The 19,348-nt window shown below is 63.4% G+C and carries 22 protein-coding genes, 1 tRNA gene and 1 pseudogene; 14 read left to right on the forward strand and 10 right to left on the reverse strand.

What is annotated here, in order from left to right; translation table 11 throughout:
* Together V3H18_RS14185 and V3H18_RS14190 are read right to left on the reverse strand one after the other, a co-directional pair.
* Positions 1–565 (reverse strand): PLP-dependent cysteine synthase family protein (locus V3H18_RS14185; RefSeq protein ID WP_332082727.1); only part of this gene is annotated, 565 nt, incomplete at its 3' end.
* A 32-nt stretch (positions 566–597) separates the two neighbouring features.
* The gene (locus V3H18_RS14190) at positions 598–1,401 is read right to left on the reverse strand and encodes a sulfite exporter TauE/SafE family protein (protein ID WP_332082728.1); all 804 of its coding nucleotides are present in this window, start codon (positions 1,399–1,401) and stop codon (positions 598–600) included.
* Positions 1,402–1,592: 191 nt separating this feature from the next.
* Here V3H18_RS14190 and V3H18_RS14195 point away from each other — a divergent pair, with 191 nt between their 5' ends.
* From V3H18_RS14195 to V3H18_RS14215, 5 genes are all read left to right on the forward strand, one after another.
* Positions 1,593–2,045: an RrF2 family transcriptional regulator gene (locus tag V3H18_RS14195; protein ID WP_332082729.1), complete on the forward strand. Its 453-nt coding sequence runs from the start codon at positions 1,593–1,595 to the stop codon at positions 2,043–2,045.
* Positions 2,046–2,171: 126 nt separating this feature from the next.
* Positions 2,172–2,885: a protein-L-isoaspartate O-methyltransferase family protein gene (locus V3H18_RS14200; RefSeq protein WP_332082730.1), complete on the forward strand. Its 714-nt coding sequence runs from the start codon at positions 2,172–2,174 to the stop codon at positions 2,883–2,885.
* Positions 2,886–3,006: 121 nt separating this feature from the next.
* Complete coding sequence (locus tag V3H18_RS14205) at positions 3,007–4,479, forward strand: TolC family outer membrane protein (RefSeq protein WP_332082731.1); 1,473 nt, start codon at positions 3,007–3,009, stop codon at positions 4,477–4,479.
* Positions 4,480–4,801: 322 nt separating this feature from the next.
* Positions 4,802–5,359, forward strand: coding sequence for a PopZ family protein (locus tag V3H18_RS14210; RefSeq protein ID WP_332082732.1), 558 nt, complete (start codon positions 4,802–4,804; stop codon positions 5,357–5,359).
* A 116-nt stretch (positions 5,360–5,475) separates the two neighbouring features.
* A complete protein-coding gene (locus V3H18_RS14215; protein ID WP_332082733.1) occupies positions 5,476–5,808 on the forward strand; it encodes an FtsB family cell division protein in 333 nt (110 codons plus the stop codon).
* 3 nt (positions 5,809–5,811) lie between these two features.
* On the opposite strand, the gene V3H18_RS14220 is transcribed toward V3H18_RS14215, so the two are convergent.
* The 3 genes from V3H18_RS14220 to V3H18_RS14230 all read right to left on the reverse strand — a co-directional run bounded on the left by V3H18_RS14220 (position 5,812) and on the right by V3H18_RS14230 (position 8,018).
* Positions 5,812–6,693: an MBL fold metallo-hydrolase gene (locus V3H18_RS14220; RefSeq protein ID WP_332082748.1), complete on the reverse strand. Its 882-nt coding sequence runs from the start codon at positions 6,691–6,693 to the stop codon at positions 5,812–5,814.
* Between the two features lie 301 nt (positions 6,694–6,994).
* The gene (locus tag V3H18_RS14225) at positions 6,995–7,480 is read right to left on the reverse strand and encodes an SH3 domain-containing protein (protein ID WP_332082734.1); all 486 of its coding nucleotides are present in this window, start codon (positions 7,478–7,480) and stop codon (positions 6,995–6,997) included.
* A 355-nt stretch (positions 7,481–7,835) separates the two neighbouring features.
* The gene (locus V3H18_RS14230; RefSeq protein WP_332082735.1) at positions 7,836–8,018 is read right to left on the reverse strand and encodes a hypothetical protein; all 183 of its coding nucleotides are present in this window, start codon (positions 8,016–8,018) and stop codon (positions 7,836–7,838) included.
* A gap of 397 nt (positions 8,019–8,415) precedes the next feature.
* On the opposite strand from V3H18_RS14230, the gene V3H18_RS14235 reads away from it, so the two are divergent.
* Both V3H18_RS14235 and V3H18_RS14240 read left to right on the forward strand, forming a co-directional pair.
* Entirely contained in the window at positions 8,416–8,853 is a 438-nt protein-coding gene (locus tag V3H18_RS14235) for a DUF2141 domain-containing protein (protein WP_332082736.1), read from the forward strand.
* Complete coding sequence (locus V3H18_RS14240) at positions 8,850–10,274, forward strand: carotenoid oxygenase family protein (RefSeq protein ID WP_332082737.1); 1,425 nt, start codon at positions 8,850–8,852, stop codon at positions 10,272–10,274. Before V3H18_RS14235 ends, V3H18_RS14240 begins: the two co-directional genes overlap by 4 nt.
* Positions 10,275–10,353: 79 nt before the next feature.
* Here the strand turns inward: V3H18_RS14240 and V3H18_RS14245 are convergent.
* A tRNA-Ala gene (locus tag V3H18_RS14245) sits at positions 10,354–10,429 on the reverse strand.
* Positions 10,430–10,589: 160 nt separating this feature from the next.
* Between V3H18_RS14245 and V3H18_RS14250 the strand changes: the two genes are divergently transcribed.
* From V3H18_RS14250 to V3H18_RS14275, 6 genes are all read left to right on the forward strand, one after another.
* Entirely contained in the window at positions 10,590–10,886 is a 297-nt protein-coding gene (locus V3H18_RS14250; protein ID WP_332082738.1) for a YggT family protein, read from the forward strand.
* Positions 10,873–11,208 (forward strand): DUF167 family protein, encoded by a 336-nt coding sequence (locus tag V3H18_RS14255; RefSeq protein ID WP_332082739.1) that lies wholly within the window; start codon positions 10,873–10,875, stop codon positions 11,206–11,208. The genes V3H18_RS14250 and V3H18_RS14255 overlap by 14 nt, the downstream gene beginning before the upstream one ends.
* A 3-nt stretch (positions 11,209–11,211) precedes the next feature.
* The gene (locus V3H18_RS14260; RefSeq protein WP_332082740.1) at positions 11,212–12,270 is read left to right on the forward strand and encodes a MaoC family dehydratase; all 1,059 of its coding nucleotides are present in this window, start codon (positions 11,212–11,214) and stop codon (positions 12,268–12,270) included.
* 45 nt (positions 12,271–12,315) lie between these two features.
* Entirely contained in the window at positions 12,316–12,732 is a 417-nt protein-coding gene (locus V3H18_RS14265) for a PRC-barrel domain-containing protein (protein ID WP_332082741.1), read from the forward strand.
* Between the two features lie 81 nt (positions 12,733–12,813).
* On the forward strand, positions 12,814–13,233 hold the full coding sequence (locus tag V3H18_RS14270; RefSeq protein WP_332082742.1) for a PRC-barrel domain-containing protein: 420 nt from the start codon (positions 12,814–12,816) through the stop codon (positions 13,231–13,233).
* A gap of 227 nt (positions 13,234–13,460) precedes the next feature.
* Positions 13,461–13,889, forward strand: coding sequence for a PRC-barrel domain-containing protein (locus V3H18_RS14275; RefSeq protein WP_332082743.1), 429 nt, complete (start codon positions 13,461–13,463; stop codon positions 13,887–13,889).
* 67 nt (positions 13,890–13,956) lie between these two features.
* On the opposite strand, the gene V3H18_RS14280 is transcribed toward V3H18_RS14275, so the two are convergent.
* The 3 genes from V3H18_RS14280 to V3H18_RS14290 form a co-directional block, all read right to left on the reverse strand.
* On the reverse strand, positions 13,957–15,462 hold the full coding sequence (locus V3H18_RS14280; protein ID WP_332082744.1) for a replicative DNA helicase: 1,506 nt from the start codon (positions 15,460–15,462) through the stop codon (positions 13,957–13,959).
* A gap of 263 nt (positions 15,463–15,725) precedes the next feature.
* Positions 15,726–16,289, reverse strand: a complete 564-nt coding sequence (gene rplI / locus V3H18_RS14285) for a 50S ribosomal protein L9 (protein WP_332082745.1) — start codon at positions 16,287–16,289, stop codon at positions 15,726–15,728.
* Between the two features lie 51 nt (positions 16,290–16,340).
* Positions 16,341–17,327, reverse strand: coding sequence for a DUF2232 domain-containing protein (locus tag V3H18_RS14290; RefSeq protein WP_332082746.1), 987 nt, complete (start codon positions 17,325–17,327; stop codon positions 16,341–16,343).
* Positions 17,328–17,591: 264 nt separating this feature from the next.
* Here V3H18_RS14290 and V3H18_RS14295 point away from each other — a divergent pair.
* A pseudogene (locus V3H18_RS14295) lies at positions 17,592–18,047 on the forward strand (Uma2 family endonuclease); the annotation flags it as partial.
* 74 nt (positions 18,048–18,121) lie between these two features.
* Here V3H18_RS14295 and V3H18_RS14300 read toward each other — a convergent pair.
* A partial coding sequence (locus V3H18_RS14300) for an ABC transporter permease (RefSeq protein WP_332082747.1) occupies positions 18,122–19,348 on the reverse strand: 1,227 nt, incomplete at its 5' end.

Raw genomic sequence — 19,348 nt, forward strand, 5'->3', positions numbered from 1 at the left:
CGACTTCGCCCTGCGTGTCGCTCCAGATTTCCTCCGCCGTGGTGAGGCGGTGAATTTCGGGATTGGCGGGGTTTTCGAACTGCTGCGGAATGACCGCGCCGGGGTTTTGGCCGACGAGTTCGTCGGCCTTGGCGAGCGCGCCCTTCATGCCCTGCGAGGCGGGGGTGAGGACGAGTTCGGCGCCGAGCAGGGCGAGCATCTTGCGCCGTTCGAGCGACATCGACTCGGGCATGACGAGGATGAGGCGATAGCCTCTGGCGGCGGCGACGAAGGCGAGGGCGATGCCGGTGTTGCCGGAGGTGGGCTCGATGAGCACGGTCTGGCCGGGGACGATTTTGCCCTGTTTTTCGAGGGCGTCGATCATGCCGACGCCGATGCGGTCCTTGACCGAGGCGATGGGGTTGAAGAATTCGAGCTTGGCGAGAAGATTGGCCCTGACGCCCTTGGCGCGCGTCAGCCGGTCGAGCCGCACCAGCGGCGTGTCGCCGATCGTCTGCGTGATCGAATCGTAAATCCGGCCCCGCCCCGGCTTCGCAGGCGGCGTATAACTAGGCGTTTGCGACATATCTCGATCCTTTGATGGAAATTTTGTCGTCTCTATATCGAGAGCTTGAGCCCGACCAGAGCCAACACGCTCGCGAGCGCCGGGCGCAGATAATGGTCGGGAACTCTCGCGGCGAGATGGCTGCCGACGGCGATGCCAGGGATGGAGCCGATGAGCAGCGAAAGCAGAAGCGCCCAGTCCACTCCGCCCATCAGCCAGTGCCCAACGCCTGCGATGAAGGTGAGCGGAACGGCGTGCGCAATGTCGGAGCCGACGAGCCGCGCCGTGGGCGTATGGGAGTAAAGCGCCAGCAGGACGGTCATGCCGATCGCGCCCGCGCCGACGGACGAGATCGACACCAGCACGCCGAGAAAGGCGCCCAGCGTGACGGTCAGCCCGCATAAATGCGCATCGCTCATATTGTTTGTATGTTTTGCGATGTGAACCAGAATCCATCGACGGAAGAGAATGGAGATAGCGGTGAGCATGAGCGCGAAGCCCAGGGCCGAGGTTATGAGTCCGTTGGCCGCATGACTTCCGAATTTTCCGAGCCAGGACAGGAAGAGCAGGGTGGCGATGGTCGCCGGCACGCTGCCATAGGCCAGGCGGCGCGTAATGCGCCAGTCGAGCGTGCCGTTCATCGCGTGAATTAAAGTGCCGTTGCTTTTGGTGATCGCGGCGTAGAGCAGGTCAGTGCCGACCGCGGTGGACGGCGCGACGCCGAACATGAGAACCAGAATGGGCGTCATCAGCGAGCCGCCGCCCACGCCCGTAAAGCCCACCAGCGCTCCGACGAAAAATCCGGAAGCCGAATAAAGCGGGTTGATCGTGTTCAGCGCGTCGATAAATGCAGCCATTTCATTGTTCCGTCGGCGGTGCTAAACTTTAATCTATAAATATTGTAAACTTTGTCAATCTAATTGGCGGTCGGGCGGTTCATCGCTTTTTGGGAAAAATGAAAAGAAAGGGCCGAGTCGCATTAGATTGTCGGCCGACGAACGAGATCCGCGCTTTATTGAGGCTGCGAATCTCCATAAGGTCTCAGGAGATGTTGACCAAGAAAGCGAAATACGGCCTCAAGGCGATGGTGCATCTCGCCGGCGTGCGGCCGGGGGAGACGGCGCTCGTCGCCGATATCGCCGCCGCCAATCAAATCCCCAAGAAATTTCTCGACGCCATCCTCGGCGAATTGCGCAACGCCGGCTTCGTGCATTCCAAGAAGGGCAAGGGCGGCGGCTATATGCTGGCGCGGCCGCCCGCCGACATCGGCGTCGGCAACATCGTGCGCGCGCTCGACGGGCCGCTCGCGCCGATCCAATGCGCGAGCAAGACCGTCTATCGCCGATGCGACGACTGCGTCGACGAAAACCGATGCGCGGTCCGGCTGATGATGGTCCGGGCGCGCGACGCGATCGCGGACGTGCTGGACAAGACCTCGCTCGAACAGATGCGGGAATTATCCCTGGAGGACAAGGCGGCGCGTCTCGTCGTCGGGACGTAACAAGTCGGGCCGGACCAAGGCGTCGGGCCATGGACATGGCATAAGACGGCGCCTATAAAGCGCGGGCGGCGGCTTTCCTGCGCCGCAGCATTTCCTTCAAGAGGCCGGCGCCACGCCGGAAAGCGAATGTCCCAGACAGCGACGGCGCCGACGCAAGGCGAGAGTCAGGGAGCGGCGACGGCGGTTCTGCGCCGCACCATGGTGGATCGTCAGCTTCGGCCCTATGACGTGACCGACGTGCAACTGCTGGAGCGCTTTCTCGAGACGCCCCGCGAGCTTTTCCTTCCCTCCGAGCAGGCGACCCTCGCTTATTCCGACCTCGCGATCGCCGTCAAAGCCTCCAGCGGGCGCAAACGCGCCCTGCTGCCGCCGCTCGTGCTGGCGCGCATGCTTCAAGGCGCGGAGATTCTCCCCGGCGAGAACGTCCTCGATATTGGCGGGGTCGGCTATGCGCCGGCTCTGCTCTCGGGTCTCGTCGGCAAGGTCGTGGCGCTGGAGAGCGACCCCGGCCTCGCCGCGCTCGGAAAGACGGGCCTCGCCGCCCTGGGTTGCGACAATGTCCGCGTCGTCGAGGGGCCGCTCGAAAAAGGCGTCCCCGCCGAGGCGCCTTTCGATCTCATCATTGTTCATGGCAGGGTCGAGGCCGGCCTCGACGCCCTGTTCGAACAATTGACGCCAGACGGGCGTCTGCTCGCGATCGTCGTTCCGGAGCCCGGCGCAGGGCAGCAGGCTGTGCTGTTCGAGCGGCAGGGCGGCCGCGCGGCGGGAGAGCGGCCGTTGTTCTCCGCCAATGCGCCCATTCTGGAAGGGTTTGAGAAGGCTTTGGCCTTCTCTCTCTAGCGACGCGCCATAATTCGCCGCAATTGCATCACAAGCGTTGCGTTTGGCGCGTCATCGCGGCGACTCACAGCAAGGCTGAGAGTGGCGCGCGGGCCTCGTCGCGCGAGCATGGGTTGAGCGAATGGAGATGGACAGGTCAGGCCAAGAAAAGCGGCGGTCGGCCAGTTTCCTGTCCAAAGCATGGGCTGCGGGGCTCCTTTTCGGCTTTGTTTTCGCGAGCCCGCCCGCCTTGGCGGAGAGCCTGCTGTCCGCGCTGGCGCGGGCCTATTACGGCAATCCCGATCTCAACCAGAGCCGCGCGAATGTGCGCGTCCGCGATGAAGAGTCGCCCAAGGCGCTCGCCGGCATGCGTCCGAAGGCCAGCGTCACCGCTTCCGCCGGCCCGCAACACGGCAAAATCAGAATCCCCTTTGGCGGCGGCCAGGGGACGTCGTCGTCGTCATCCGCCGCGGCGACGAGCGGCACGTTTCAGCAAAGCTATCTCGGCTATCCGCGCGGCGCGACGCTCAATGTGTCGCAAACCATTTTCGACGGGGGACGCACCGAAAATTCGGTGCGTCAGGCGGAATCGGGCGTTTTCGCGGCGCGATCGACGATGCGCCTCACCGAGCAGGCGATCCTGCAGAATGGCGCGACCGCGTATATGAACGTGCTGCGCGACACGGCCGTCCTCTCCTTGCGCAAGAACAATATCGCCGTGCTTGATGAGCAGCTCAAGCAGACGCGCGACCGTTTCCAGGTCGGCGAAGTCACGCGCACGGACGTCGCGCAGGCGGAGGCGTCTGTCGCGCAAGCGCGCTCCGAATTCTACGCGGCGCAAGCGCAACTGAAGACGAGCGTCGCGAACTACCGCCAGATCATCGGCAATGAGCCCCAGCGTCTCGAACCGGGTCGGTCGCTCGAACCGCTGCTGCCGAAGACGCTGAACGAGGCGATCGAGATCGCGCTTGTCGAGCATCCGGGCGTGACGGCGGCGCTGCATCAGGTCGACGCCGCTGAACTCGCGGTGAAAGTCGCCGAAAGCGTCCTGTCCCCGACATTGTCCGTCAACGGGCAAGTATCGAAGCAATATGATTCATTTTCCGGCTTGCCGGGCTCGGAGCTGTTTACGGCTTCCGCCATCGGGCAGTTGAACGTGCCGCTCTATCAGGGCGGCTCGGAATACGCCTCGATCCGCCAGGCGAAGGAGCAGCTCGGCCAGGCGAGGCTCAACGCCGATTTGCAACGTGATAGCGTGCGCGCCAGCGTGGTGTCGAGTTTCGGCCTGTTGGATACGGCCAAAGCGTCGATCATCTCGGGACAGGCGGCGGTCAGGGCCGCGGAGACCGCGCTCGCCGGGGTGCGCGACGAGGCCAAGGTCGGCCAGCGCACGACGCTCGACGTGCTCAATGCGCAGCAGACGCTGCTGAACGCGAGGGTCAATCTCGTGACCTCGCAGCGCGACCGCGTGGTCGCGTCCTACGCGGCGCTTGGATCGATCGGGCGGCTTTCGGCGCGCGAACTCAATCTCAGCGTCGAGATTTACGACCCCAATGTCCACTTTGAGCAGATCAAGACCCAGTGGTTCGGAACCGAGACGCCGGATGGCAGGTGAGGATTGGGCGCGCCAGTGACATTGGCGCGCAAAAAGTGTGGAATCTGGTCAGATTAAATTGATTCGCGCCGCTGGCGCGGCCACAGATAACAATACGTCATTTGGCGCGGCGATAAGTCCGCAAACCGGCGGAACTCCGATGAGCGCAGCCAACGCCACCGTCCCCTCGCCTTCGTTAGATGACGCTACATTTGGGCAGAATCGCCCAAATGCAGATAACGTGATCGATTCCAAAAGTTCAGAGCGCGCTTTACGCGAAAAACCGGATTCCACTTCTTCGCAGCGCGCTCTGGAAGAGGAAGCGCGCGCGAACGAGCCCTCGATGGAGGAGATTCTGGCGTCGATCCGCCGCATCATCGCCGATGACGGCAATCTGCCGGGCGTCCGGCGCGAGGAGCGGCAGCGTCTGAAAGAGGAAGAGCCGGAGACGCAAACCCTGGCGGCAAGCGCCTATCCCACGCCGGTTCTGGAGCGGACCGAGGAGGAGCGGGCCGCCGCTACGGAGCGCCAGCTCATGGCCGATATTCGGCGTTTGCGCTGTGCGGGCCGCGAGCTTGCGTCCGAAGTCGAAGCTTCTCCGGCTGCGGGGGAGGGCGCGGAAAATTCCTTAAACGCGGTCGCGCGCGCCGCCGATGACGAGGCCGCCGCCCTTTCCGTCACGGAGGCGCCGCTGATGTCGGCCGAGGCCGCCGCCTCCGTCGCCTCGCAGTTTCAGACGCTCGCCGCGAACATCCTGATCAGCGAGAGCGGTCTACTGCAAAAATATGCCCAGGAGATGCTGCGGCCGATGCTCAAGAGCTGGCTCGACGACAATCTGCCCGCGATCGTCGAACGGCTCGTGCGGGCTGAGATCGCGCGCATCGCGCGCGGGGGGCGGTAACGGCTTTCCATCAGCTATTGGATTGATGGGTTTTCTACGGCGAACCTTATCCGACTCGGCGGAAAGCGCTTTACAGGCTTAACGGCGTATAAACACGTCGGCGCTATCGTCGCCCCATGTATCGTCTTGTCATCCTCGCGCGCACGCTCATTCCGCCGCTCTGTCTCTATAGCGTGGCGGGCGTCGCGGCCGCCTATTTCGTCTGGCACGGCGTCAACGGCCACCGGGGCCTTAAGACCGGCGAGGAATATGAGCAAAAGCTCGCCGAATTGCGCCTGGAGCGCGATATTTTGAAGCTTCAGCGCATGCATTGGGAAAGCCGCATCGCGCTCATGAAGGGCGAGAAGATCGACGCCGACATTCTCGACGAGGAGACGCGCAAGCGCCTCGGCCGCGTGCATAAAAACGATGTCGTTGTCCTGCTCTCGCAGGCGCCGGCGGCGCCCTGAAAGCTAGATTTTCAGGAAACGCGCGTCGAAATCGGGCGGGCCGTCGCTCTCGGCGAGGCCGCGCGCGACCAGATCTTCGAGATGGGCGAAGACCGTCATCGCCGCCGCGCCATGAAGCCGGGGATCCACGCTCTCATATATGCGCGCGACGATCTGCGCGATTTTCGTATCGCCGGCTTCGAGCCGCTGGAGGATCGCCGCCTCGCGGGCGCGCCGGTGATGAAGGAGGGCGCGTAGATAGGGCTGCGGATCTTTTACCGGCTCGCCATGGGCGGGCCAATAGAGGCGGTCGCTCCGCGCGCGCAGCCGCTCGATCGACGCCATATAGTCGCGCATCGAGCCATCGGGCGGCGCGATGACGGTCGTCGCCCATCCCATCACATGATCGCCGGTAAAGAGCGCCCCTTCCTCGGCGAGGGCGAAACAAAGGTGGTTCGCGGTATGGCCAGGCGTCTCGATCGTCTCAAGCGACGCGGCGCCGAGATCGATGCGATCGCCCTCGGCGAGCACAACGTCGGGCGCGTAGCTTGCGTCATGCGCGGCGTCGAAACGTAGGCCCTCTGGCGGCCCTGCCTGCGGCTGATGGCGCGCGCAGCCCGCGACGCGCGCGCCCGTCGTCGCCTTCAGCGCTTGCGCACCGGGCGAATGATCTCGGTGCGTATGGGTGACGAGGACATAGCGCAGGCTTTCGCCGCTTATGGCGTCGAGCAGCGCCTCGATATGGCGCGGGTCGGCGGGGCCGGGGTCGATGATCGCCACGTCGCCGGAGCCGACGATGTAGCTGCATGTGCCGGTGAAGGTGAAAGGGCCCGGGTTGGGCGCAATGATCCGCCGGATAAGCGGCGAAACGCGCGAGGGCCTGCCATGGACGACGGCGGTAGAGATGACGGCGACCTCGCTGGGGCCAGAGCGGCCCTAGAGCAGGATCGTTCGAAATGGAATCGTTTGCGATGCCATTTCAAACGTGAATCCTGCTCTAACTCTTTAAATTAGAGCGAGATCGTTCTTGATGGAAGCGCGTCGCGCTTCAAATAAGAACGATCTCGCTCTAGGCAAGATAGCGTCTCTCGCGCCTTCAAAAAAGCGCGGCGCGAGGGCTAAGCCCGCGCGCCGCGCTCTGGGGTTTTGAAATAAGGCGATTTCTACGCCAAACCGGCTTGCGCTTCGGCGCAGAACGCCATCGCGATTACATCGGGAAGAGCGAGCCCACGCGAGTCAGCTGCGACTCGAGAACATAGCCGACAATCCCCGCGTGATTGACGACGCACCAGGTTGTCTCGCCCCAGCCAGGGACGCAGGCGCCCTGATTGACTGTGGTGTTCTCCGGAATCTTGGCGAGGACGCGGTAGTTGGGGCCGGGGCCCTTATAGAGGTTCACGTCCGTATTGGTCTGGACCGGCGCGACGATGACGTTATTGCCCACGGTTCCGAGCACGCCGGCGGCGACGAAGCCATGCACCTTGCCCGCCTGGATTTCGCACCAGTCGCGCTGCCAGCCGGCGCCGCAGTCGATGACCTGGACATCCGTGCCCTCGGGGAGCGAGGCGATCACGCGCCACTTCGGGCTCGGCCCGGAACGGACGTTCGCCGGGCTGGTGATCGGATCGGCGAAAGCGGACGCGCCGCACAGCACGCCGGCGGCCGCAACGATGGCAAATATTCCTTTCAACATGATCTATCCTCCCAGTTTAATCCGAGCCCTTTCGCGCAAGGCCCTGCCTCGAGGACTAACGACTTTCGAGCGAAACAGTTCCGCTTTCGGTCCCCCAGCCTCCAGATGGCTACTTTTATTCCGACGGATTGGTTTAGAAAAGACGAAGGCCGAGACTCCGCTTGGGCAGGATTGTCCACATGGACCGTTTTCGGGGCTCGCTGGAAACGGGCCGCGCGCTGACCTCAGCGCGAAAAAAACGGCTTCGTCCCGAGAGGGAGTCGAAGCCGCCAAGTTTTTACGCCGCGAACGCCTTCACGCTTCCCCGGGCGCCGGCCTTAACGCCGTGCGCAACGCCCGGAGCGATGAGGACCGTTCAGTCGAAAACCGAACCAAGCGCGACGCCGAGCACGCCGACGACGACCGCCGCCGGTAAAATCGCATAATTGCCGAGGAGCAACGCTCCGATCACGCCGCCGACGACCGCCGCGGTCCCGCCGCCGACGATTTTGCCATTGTTGCTTTCAGGCTTTTCCGCAGCCGAATCCTCTTTCGACATGGCCAATCTCCCGCGAGTATGGGCCGGCCCTTGGAACGATTCTCCAACCGATCCTTGGACCGATCGCCGCATCGCTGGCTCGATTAGCAAAGTCGTGTGAGAGGCTGATGAGAGTTTCTTGACCATCCTTGTCACGCCGGCGCCATCCAAAGTTCAAGGACGGGCCTGCGCAGTCCCGCGCGCCGCGGCCAAGGTTAAGGAAGCGCCGCGCCGCGCGCCATTCTTTTCAAGGACAAGCTTGATCGGCGGCGCGCACGCGATTTCATGCCATAAATCAAAAGATATCCGTCTAGGGGGCGATCTATAATTATTTTACTTGCCATTCTTCAGGCCGGAGACGACGCTCGCTTGAGCGCTTCCTTGCCGAACCGTCCGATGCGCAGGCAGGAGGAGAACGATGCGTATCATAAGCGCCGCCGTTGGCTTGTTGCTGACCCTGGGTTTTGCGGCCACGGCCTCCGCACAGTCCGCGAATAAAATCTCGGTCAACGTCGCGGGCTTGCGCGACGACAATGGCGTGGCGCGTTGCGGCCTCTATAACTCGGCCGCGACCTTCCGCCAGCCGGGCGCTCAATATAAGGGCGCGATCTCGAAGATCAGCGGCGGGCAGGCGACCTGCGTATTCGCCGGCGTGCCGGCCGGCGAATACGCCGTCGCCTTGTTCCACGCCGAGCACGACGAGACGGAGATCGTGACGGGCCTCTTCGGCAAGCCGGAGGAGGGCTATGGCTTTTCCAACAATCCCTCGACGACCTTCGGCCCGCCGGCCTTCTCGGCCGCCGCCTTCAATTACGCCGGCGGCGCGAAGTCGCTGACGGTCCAGGTCCACTATTGACGGCGCCGCCCGCTCCCGGCGAATGGCCCTGGAGCGCGGGCTTTAGCAGCCTCGCCGCCGAGCGCGACTACCGCGTCGAAGATATCGACGGCGGCATGCCGGCAAGCCTGCGCGGCACGTTGTTCCGCAATGGCTCGGGCCGTAATGATCTCGCCGGCGCGTGGTTCCCCCACTGGTTCGACGGCGACGGCATGGTTTCGGCGATCCGTTTCGACGAGACGGGGCTTCATTATCGGAACCGCTATGTCCGCACCGATAATTACGTCAATGAGACCCGCGAGGGGCGCATCCTCTATCGCGGCTTCGGCAAGATGCGGCCCGGCGGCGTTCTCGCCAACGCCTTTCGCCAACCGGCGAATGTCTCCAATACGTCGGCGGCGCTGCTCGGCGAGCGGCTGCTCACTTTGTGGGAGGGCGGGCCGCCTTTCGCGCTCGACCCGAGGACGCTGGCGACGCTGGGCGTGGAGGATTTCGGCGGCAAGATTCGCGCTTTCTCGGCGCATCCAAAGCTCGATCCCGTCACCGGCGAATTGTTCAATTTTGGAATTGACTATGGGCGCAAGACGACGCTGACCCCGTATCGCATCGATTCCGGCGGACTGACGCGGCTCCCGCCGGTCTCGCTGCCCTATCCGGTGATGAATCATGATTTCGTTCTGACCGAGCGGTTCCTCGTTTTCTGCATCGGTCCGATTCTGGCGAACCCCTTGAAATTCATGCTCGGCTTTTCGAGCTTCGACGGCGCGCTCCATTGGGACGGCGGCCGTCCGACCCTGATCCTGCTCATTCCGCGCGACGGCTTGGGTCCGCCGCGTTTCATCGAGATGGAGCCATTTTTTCAGTTCCACTTCGCCAATGGCTTCGAAGAGGATGGCGCGCTCGTTCTCGATCTCGCCCGCTATCCCGATTATGTCGCGATTGGCGACGCGCTGCGTAATTTCTGGCGTTCGAACTTTGCGGCGGGGGGCATGGCGGCGCTGACGCGTCTGCGCGTCGACCTTTCGAGCGGAGCTGTCGAGAGCCGCATCTTCAAGACCGGTCCCGCCGTCGAATTTCCCCGCGTCGATCCGCGCCTCGTCGGGAGGCGCTATCGCTACGCCTATATCGCCGATAATCCGCCCGGCCGCGCCCGCGGACTGCAGCAGCGCGTCACGCGCGTCGATGTCGAAAGCGGCGCGACGGTCTCCCATGATTTCGGCCCGGACGGTTATGCGGGGGAGCCGATTTTCGTTCCGAGCCGCCCGGACGGAGAGGAGGATGAGGGCGTCGTGCTTGCCTTTGTCTTCGACGCCGCGGAGCGGCGGACGGCCGTCGTCGGCCTCGACGCCCGCGCGCTCGACGCAAAGCCGCTGTTCGTCGCCCGCCTCAAACATCATGTGCCTTTCGCGCTGCACGGGCAGTTCACGGAACGGCTGTTTTAGGAAGAAAGCGGAGTGGAGCGCGCCTTTGGCGTAACAGTCTGCGCGCGGCTGCGCCTGCATAGCCCGTAAGGGCAAAGGCTGGTGGAGCTGGGGGGATTCGAACCCCCGACCTCTGCAGTGCGATTGCAGCGCTCTCCCATCTGAGCTACAGCCCCGCTCCGGCGCGTGAGGTACACGGGGGCTCTATTCCTGTCAATCAATTGCTGCGGATTCAATTATCCCCAGCGCCGCTTCCCACGCCTCCTCCGCGGGAGGATTGCCGCGGCGCGGCAGGGAGGCTAGACAGGGCGCAGCCTCACCTGCCGGAACGCGCTCATGTCCTACGCCGTGGTCAAACTTATCCTGACGATCATCGACATCTACTGGTGGATTTTGCTCGCCACCGTGGTCATGTCCTGGCTCATCGCCTTCGACGTGGTCAATATGCGCTCGAACGCGGCCTATTCGATCTGGAAATGGCTCAACGCCGTCACCGAGCCGGTGCTCGCGCCCATCCGCTCTGTGCTGCCGAGCGTCGGCGGTCTCGACATCTCGCCGCTTATCCTGCTGCTCATCATGCAATTCCTGCGCGATCTGATCGCGAGCGCCGCCGGCGGCCTTGCATACGGCTAAAGAAGGGGACGCGTGGGCGGCCGAGCCCGGCGGCGTGGCGCTCTTCGTGCGGCTGACGCCCAAAGGCGGGCGCGACGCCTTTGACGGCGTCGAGGCGCGCGCGGACGGGCGCCGCGTGCTGAAGGCAAGAGTGCGCGCCGCCCCGGAGAACGGCCGAGCCAATGCGGCGCTCGTCGCGCTCATCGCCGCGGCGCTCCATGCGCCCAAAAGCGCGGTCTCGATCCGCGCCGGCGAAACGAGCCGCGTGAAAACGGTTTTCGTCGCGGGCGACCCCGCGGCCTATCTCGACGCGCTGGCGAAGCTGGCGCCAACAAACGGTTAGGACATGAGCAAATCGAAGATCAATGTCGGCAATTTCTTCGAGGATTTCCAACTCGGCCAGGTGATCCGCCACGCGGCGCCGCGCACCGTCTGGCCCGGCGACGTTTCCGTCTATACGGCGCTTTATCTGCCGCGCTTCGCCGTCCAGTCCTCGCGGGCTTTCGCCCAGGCGATCGGCTATCAGGACGCGCCCGTCGACGACATGCTGGTGTTCCATCTCGTGCTCGGCAAGACCGTGCCGGACGTGTCGCTCAACGCCATCGCCAATCTTGGCTACGCCGACTTCAAATTCATCCGGCCTGTCTATTACGGCGACACGCTGTCCGCGACCTCTGAGGTCATCGGCCTGAAGGAAAACTCCAATAAGGAGACGGGCGTCGTCTATGTGCGCACGACGGGGAGCAATCAGCGCGGCGAGCCGGTGCTCGCCTACGCCCGCTGGGTGATGGTGAAGAAGCGCGACAAGGACGCGCCCGTCGGGCCCGCCGTCACGCCGGAACTTCCGAAATCCGTCCCGCCGTCGGAGCTGGGCCAGGCCGTCCCGCCGATCGATGTTTCGGCCTATGACAAGGCGCTCGCCGGCTCGCCCTATTTCTGGGGCGATTACGAGACGGGCGAGAAGATCGACCATATCGACGGAATGACGGTCGAGGAGGCCGAGCACCAGCTCGCGACGCGGCTTTACCAGAACAACTCAAAAGTACATTTCAATCAATATTATGAGGCGCAGGGCCGTTTCGGAAAGCGCATCATCTATGGCGGCCATATCATCTCGCTCGCGCGCGCGCTGTCCTTCAACGGGCTCGAGAACGTCTTCCATATTTCCGCGGTGAACGGCGGACGCCACGTCAACCCGCTTTTCGCCGGGGGAACGGTCTTCGCCTGGTCCGAGGTGCTGGACAAGGCGGAGATTCCGGGACGCAGCGACATCGGCGCGCTGCGCCTGCGGCTTGTCGCCACGAAGGACAAGCCTTGCGCCGAATTTCCGTTGAACGGCGCGGATGGCAAGCCGGATCCCGCGGTCCTGCTTGATCTTGATTATTGGGGCGTGCTGCCCCGATAAATCGAGTAAGATGTAACGCCCATTACAGCCCTTGGGGGGAATCGAATGAATAGAACGCTGCTGATCGCACTGGCTCTTTTTTCCGTCGTCGCCGTCGCGCAGCCGGTCGGCGCCCAACCCGCGTCGCCGGACGCCAAGGTCGTGGTGCCGATGGAGGCGCTGCCGCGCTATGGCTCGCTGGTTTCCGCCTGGTACAAAAAGCCCGTATACGACACCAATGAGAAGAAGGTGGGCGTCATCACCGACATGCTGTTTTCGGGCGGCGAGATCAACGCCGTCATGCTCGATGTCGGCGGCTTCCTTGGCATTGGCGCGAAACATGTCGCCGTTCCCGCCGACGCCATCACGGTGACGGAGAAGAAGGGCAAGACGTGGCTCACGATCAACACGACCAAGGACGTCGTGAAGAAGGCGGCTGGCTATAAATACAACGCCAAGGAACACGCCTGGGAAGAGATGTAAGCGTCGTTTCGCCGGCGCCGCGCGTCTCGCGGCGCCGTTTCGTTTCCTTCATTCCACGCCATTCGAATCAAGGGGGGTTACATGTATAAAGCCGCTATCGTCGCGGCGTCGATCGCCCTTTCGGCCTTCGCCGCGCCTCCCCTTCACGCGCAGCCCGTCGAGAATGAAACCGTTCTCGTCATTCCGCTCGATGCGCTGCCGATCTATGGTTCGGTTGTGTCGGCTTGGTACAAGCAGCCCGTCTATGACGCGAATGAAAAGAAGCTCGGCGTCATCGCCGATATGCTGTTTTCCGCCGACGGCTCCATCAACGCGGTGATGCTCGACGTCGGCGGTTTTCTTGGCATTGGCGTTAAACATGTGGCGGTGCCGGTCAATAAGATCACCATTACCGAGAAGGACAAGAAGTCCTGGCTGACGCTCAACACCACCAAGGAAATTCTGAAGAAGGCGGTCGGCTATAAATTCGACAAGGAGACGCGTCTTTGGAATCCGGCGTAGCCGCCCAATAGACGCCAATGTTTGAAATGAAGTAGCGCTGGGGGGCGCGTGTGCCTTGCATGCGCTAGGCATTCATCCCGCGCCTCGATACAGCTTGTGAGATCGGCAGGCGAGTCGCATCGCCGTTTTACTACTGCAAAGCTTGGAACATCCTTCTCCGGCGCCGGTTGTATGGCCACACGGACATTCGTCCGGTGTGAATCTACAATTAGGTTAGGGAGATACACATGCTCAAGTCTTTCGCGCTCGCCAGCGCTATGGCGACGATGGTCGTCGGCGCGGCTCTTGCCGAGCAGCCCATGGGACATGCGGCGACCTCAACGACGCAATTCATGACCGTGCTTCCGCAGAACGCTCTGCTTGTCTCCAACATTCATGAGCAGAATGTTTATGATCCGCAGGAGAACAAGATCGGCGAAGTGAAGGATCTCGTGCTCGATCGCAGCGGGAAGGTCACCGCGGCGATCATATCGGTGGGGGGATTCCTCGGCATGGGCGAGAAGGACGTAGCCGTCGCTTTCGACGCGATCCATGCGACCGAGCGCAACAACAAATGGTGGCTGACGATGAACGCCACAAAGGACGAGCTCAAGAGCGCGACCGGATTCCGCTTCGACAAGAACAAGGGTCTCTGGACGCTCGGCAGCGTGAAGTAATTCGCGACTGGGGTCACACGATACGCCGATGGGGCCTCGCCGCGCTGCGGCGAGGCTTCGTCTTATTTCAAATTCGCGCCGGCAGCTTGTCTTCATCCGCCAGATTGGAGAAGCGCGTCACCTCGGCCTCGAAGGCAAGCTGCACCGTGCCGGTCGGGCCGTGGCGCTGCTTGCCGATGATGGCTTCGGCGCGACCATGCGCGTTCTCCATGTCGCTCATCCATTTGACATGTTCTTCCGTGCCTTCGCGCGGCTCGCGATTACGCAAATAGTATTCTTCGCGATAGACGAAAATCACCACGTCGGCGTCCTGCTCGATCGAGCCGGATTCGCGCAGATCTGAGAGCTGCGGACGCTTGTCGTCGCGGCTCTCGACCTGGCGGGAGAGCTGCGAAAGCGCGATGATCGGGACGTTCAGCTCCTTCGCGAGCGCCTTAAGGCCCGTAGTGATCTCGGTGAGCTCCTGCACGCGATTATCGTTACGCGCGCGCGACCCAGCCAGCAGTTGCAGATAGTCGACGACGAGCAAGTCGAGGCCCTTCTGCCGCTTGAGGCGGCGCGCGCGCGCGGTGAGCTGCGCGATCGAAATGCCGCCGCTCTGGTCGATAAAGAAGGGGATGCTCTGCATCTCGCGCGCGGCGTCGGCGATGCGGCGGAAGTCGTCCTCATTGATGTCGCCGCGCCTTATCTTATAGCTCGGCACGCCAGATTGTTCGGCGATGACGCGCGTCGCCAATTGCTCGGCCGACATCTCGAGCGAGAAGAAGCCGACGATGCCGCCATTGACCGTCTTATGCGTCCCGTCTGGCTCCGTCTCGAATTGATAGGCGCGCGCGACATTGAAGGCGATATTCGTTGCAAGCGCCGTCTTGCCCATGCCGGGACGGCCCGCGACGATAAGAAGGTCCGACTTCTGCAAGCCGCCCAATTTGTCGTCGAGATCGACGAGGCCGGTGGCGATGCCGGAAAGATGCCCGTCGCGCATATAAGCGCTGCTCGCCATGTCGAGCGCGGTGGTGAGCGCCTCGGCGAAACGCTGGAAGCCGCCGTCGTAACGGCCGGTTTCGGCGACGGAGTAAAGCTGGCGCTCGGCCTCTTCGATCTGGACGCGCGGCGAAGCGTCGATCGGCGAGTCATAAGCGGTGTTGACGATGTCCTGGCCGATGACGATGAGTTCGCGCCGCAGCGCGAGATCATGCACCATGCGGCCATAGTCCTCGGCGTTGATGATCGTCGTCGCCTCGGCGGCGAGTCGCGCGAGATAGGCCTGGATCGTGACGCCGGCGGGCAGTTCGATCTCGGCGAGGAACCCTTTGAGCGTGACGACGGTCGCGAGCTTGCCAGCGCGGATGAGCTGGCCCGCGACCTCATAGATGCGGCGATGCAGCTCTTCCGAGAAATGCTCGGGCCGCAGAAAATCGGAGACGCGGTCGAAAGCGTCATTGTTGACCAGAATGGCGCCGAGCAGCGCCTGTTCGGCCTCGATATTGTGCGGCGGCGCGCGATAGGCGGAGGCTTCCGGCTGCGCCACTTGGAGCGCCCGCCGGCCCGCCAATTGTTCAATTGGTGGCATCGATCTTTAGACGTTTAGAGACTGACCCCTGGCTGCGAACAAGACGCGCGAGTCGCGGGGACCGGTTAACAATACATTAACCGGCGCGCGCCGCCACAAGGATTTCTCGGCGCGCCACGTTGCGAGTCAAATTCACGCCGTCCACATCGCGAAAAAAGATTCTTCGCTTGCGCGGATGCGTGCTCTTGCGCTTTGCGAATCGCGCGCGCGCAAAAAAACCGGCGGCCGCGAGGGCCGCCGGAGAATCTTGAAGCGCTTGCCGCTTAGAGTTCGACGTCGCCCGCTTCCGCCAGCGCCGCGCCGACTTCGAGGCCGAGGTCGTCCATCGACGTCTCTTCCCGCAGCGTGACGCTTTCGCCGCGCGATTGGCGGTCGGCCTCTTCCTCCGAACGGGCGACGTTGATCGTGATCTTCACGTCGACTTCCGGATGCAGATGCACGGGGATTGAATGCAGCCCCAGCGTCTTGATCGGATGGATCAGCACAACCTGATTGCGATTGAGCGAAAAGCCGCCGGCCGTCGCGGCTTCGGCGATGTCGCGCGCGGAGACCGAGCCATAGAGCTGGCCGCTCTCGCCCGCCTGGCGAATGATGATGAAGCTCTGGCCGTCGAGCTTCTCGGCGACGGCTTCGGCTTCCTTCTTCGCTTCGAGATTGCGCGCCTCGATCTGCGCCCGCTCGGTCTCGAAATGCTTCTTGTTGTTTTCCGTGGCGCGCAGCGCCTTGCCGCGCGCCAGCAGGAAATTGCGGGCATAGCCGTCGCGCACGCGCACCGTGTCGCCCATCTGGCCGAGCTTGGCCACGCGTTCGAGCAGAATGACTTCCATATTCCCTTACTCCGAGGATTGCGCGCTATGTCGAGAAAAACCGGGCCAAAGTCAATCCGGTTTTTGCGTCGTCGGCGTCGTCGCGTCCGTTATCCGGTTGCGATAGTTGAAGATAAGATCGGCCAATCCCAGCGCCGCAAAGAACACGATCGGCCAGCCAAGGATCCCCAGCGTGAAATAGATGATCGAGAGCACGAGGACGCTCGATCTCGATCCGCGCAGGAAACTATGGGTGACGGCGAGGCCCTGGAAGGCGAGCAGCAGGCCGAGCGTCAGCGCCAGCACAAGGCCGACGGGCCCCACGGGGCCGGCGAAAAAAGCGAGCGCGAGCCCGGCGAGGAAAAGGCCGCCGACGGCCTTCGGCAGCCGGAACTCCCGGGCGATGTCCGGCCAGGGGCGGCTCAACAATTGGGAAATCTGTGCGATCCGCGCGCCAAGCCACAGATTGGCGACGTGAATGAGCAGCCCATAGGCGGCGAGAAAGGCGGGGACGGCGCGGGCCACCGAGCCCGAGAGCGTGATCGGATCGATTTTATCGCCGAGCGCCTGCTCCTTGACCAGAATGTCGAGCAAAATGAAGGCCCGCGCGCGAATGGGATTCAGCGCCTCGTCGAGCGAGCCGAAGCTGATCGACGCGACGACGATCCAGAGAATGATCGCGAGGGAAAGAAAGGCCGCCGGCGCCAGCGCCGCCCAGCCCGGCAGATTGCGGGTCAGGACGTCGCGGCCGCCGCGCGGCGCGCCGGAGGCGGCGTAGACCGCGAGCCAGGCGGGGGCGGCCACGAGCAGGGCGTAGCCCATGCCGATGACGGGATGCGGCCAGACCGACAGAATGATCGTCGCCAATATGGCCGCGGTCGCGCCATGGACGAGGCCGAAGCCGAAGGCGACGATCGTCAGGGGCAGGGGCGCGAGATGCGCGAAAACCAGCCCGCCGAGCCCGCCTCGCGCCACGACGGCGAAAATCGTCGCGGCGGCCAGGCCGGCGAGGATCGACACGCCGAAATGCGGCCATGAGAAGACGCTTTTGTCAGGCACGGGCGATGGGGCTTTCGGATGTTTCGCTTGAGGCCGCCGTCGCGCTCCAGAGCGCGCGGCGAACCGGAAAAGCGCCAGTCGGACGAGAGCCGGGCGCGCCTGCTTTTAGGCCGGAAGGGCCGGAAGGGCAAGCCGAGGGCGTTTTTCCTCGGTGGAGGCAGGTCATGCTATATTGGCCCTATGGAGACGCCGATGCCGTCCGCTTTGACGAGAGCCGCAGAAGGATTTCCCCGCCGCGCCTTCACGGTCGACGAGATCATCGCCATGCAGGACGCCGGAATCATTTCGGAAGAAGAGAATTTCGAATTGATCGAGGGGGAAATTGTCCCGATGGGGCCGAAATATTCGGCGCATGAGCGCATCAAATCCAAGCTGCTAATGGAATTGTCGCGTGCATGTCCGCGCGAACTTATCGTCGGCGTGGAAACTTCGATTTTTCTGTCGTCCAACACCTTTGTCGAACCGGACATTTCGCTCTATCCCGAGCGCCTTCGTTCGCAGGAAGTTCGCGGTCCCGACGTATTGCTGGCGATCGAAGTCGCCGGGTCGAGCCTCGCCTATGACCTCGATCTCAAGGCCAAGCTCTATGCGCGCCACGGCCTGCGGGAATATTGGGTCGTCGACGCCAATGAGCGCGTGGCCTTCGTTCATCAGGGACCGAGCGAAGCCGGCTGGGATAGCTTGATGCGCAAAGGCCCGGAAGAGACCTTGAGTTGCCTGAGCATTCCAGGTTCCGTCTCGCGGACGCCTGATACGGTTTTCGATTTAGCGGATTTCTCAACCAGATTTGCCGATCACAACTCCCGTAGCTCCGGTCCCGGCCGACGCGATAGCGTGCGCCAGGTCCCGGCGAGTCCGAGCGCGATGGTTATGGCCAGCGTCGCGAGCGTTATGAGGGCGACCGTCCCCGGCAGGAAGGCGAAGTCGACCTTCATCAGCATCGTCGTCATGGCGTAGGCGGCGCCCGCGCCCGCCGCGAGCGCGATGAGCGAAGCCACGAGCCCGACAATGGCGAATTCCAGCGCATAGGCGGCGGCTAGCCATACGCGCGTCGCGCCGAGCGTCTTCAGCACTACCGCGTCATGCAGCCGCGCGCGCTGGCCGCTCGCCAGCGCGCTCGCGAGCGCCAGAACGGCCGTGACGATGGCGAGGCCCGCCGCGGCCCGCGCCGCGAGCGCGAGCTGGCCGGCGATCTTGTCGATCGCCGCGAGCGCGTCCTTCACCCGCACCGAGACGATAGTCGGAAAGCGTTTCGCCGCCTCGCGCGCGAGCCTTGCGTCCTTGGCGTCGCGCGCGGCGACGGAGGGCGCGCCATAAGCGACGGTGAAGAGTTCATTATAAGGCGCGCCCGCAAAGACATTGGGCGAGAACACCATCACGAAATTGATGGCGTAGCTGCGCCAATCGACCTTACGGAGATTAGCGACCTTCGCGGCGACGTCGCGGCCGAGCACATTGACCTTTATGTCGTCGCCGATGGCGACGCCGAGGCCCTCCGCCACTTTCTGCTCGAGCGAGACGAGCGGCGGCCCGCTGTAATCCTTGGGCCACCAGTCGCCTTCCACGAGCGTCGAATTCGCGGGCACGCTCGCGGAGAAGGTCACGCCGCGATCGCCTTCCAGCACCCATTTCTGGTCTTCGGCCACGGCGATCTTTTCGACCGGCGCATTCTTCACCGCGATGATGCGGCCGCGCATCATCGGCACATGCTCGATGCGCGCGCCCTGCGCCTCATTGGCGAGAAAGTCGCCAAACGCCTGCGCCTGCGGCTTTGGAATGTCGATGAAGAAGAAATTCGGAATTTCGCCGGCGTCCGCGCGGGCAAGCTCATTATGAATCGCGCCCTCGACCAAAGCGAGCGCGACGAGCAGCGTTTGCGTGAGGCCGATCGAGATGACGAGCGCGGGCGTGAGGCTCTTTGGCCGCCAGATATTGGCGAGCGCGAGCCGCAGCCGCGCGTCGCGCGGGCGAGGCAGGGCGCGGGCGATCCGCATCGTCAGCCAGGCCGCGCCGCGCAGCAG

It is taken from the genome of Methylocystis borbori (assembly GCF_036576025.1).
Taxonomy (GTDB): Bacteria; Pseudomonadota; Alphaproteobacteria; order Rhizobiales; family Beijerinckiaceae; genus Methylocystis; species Methylocystis borbori.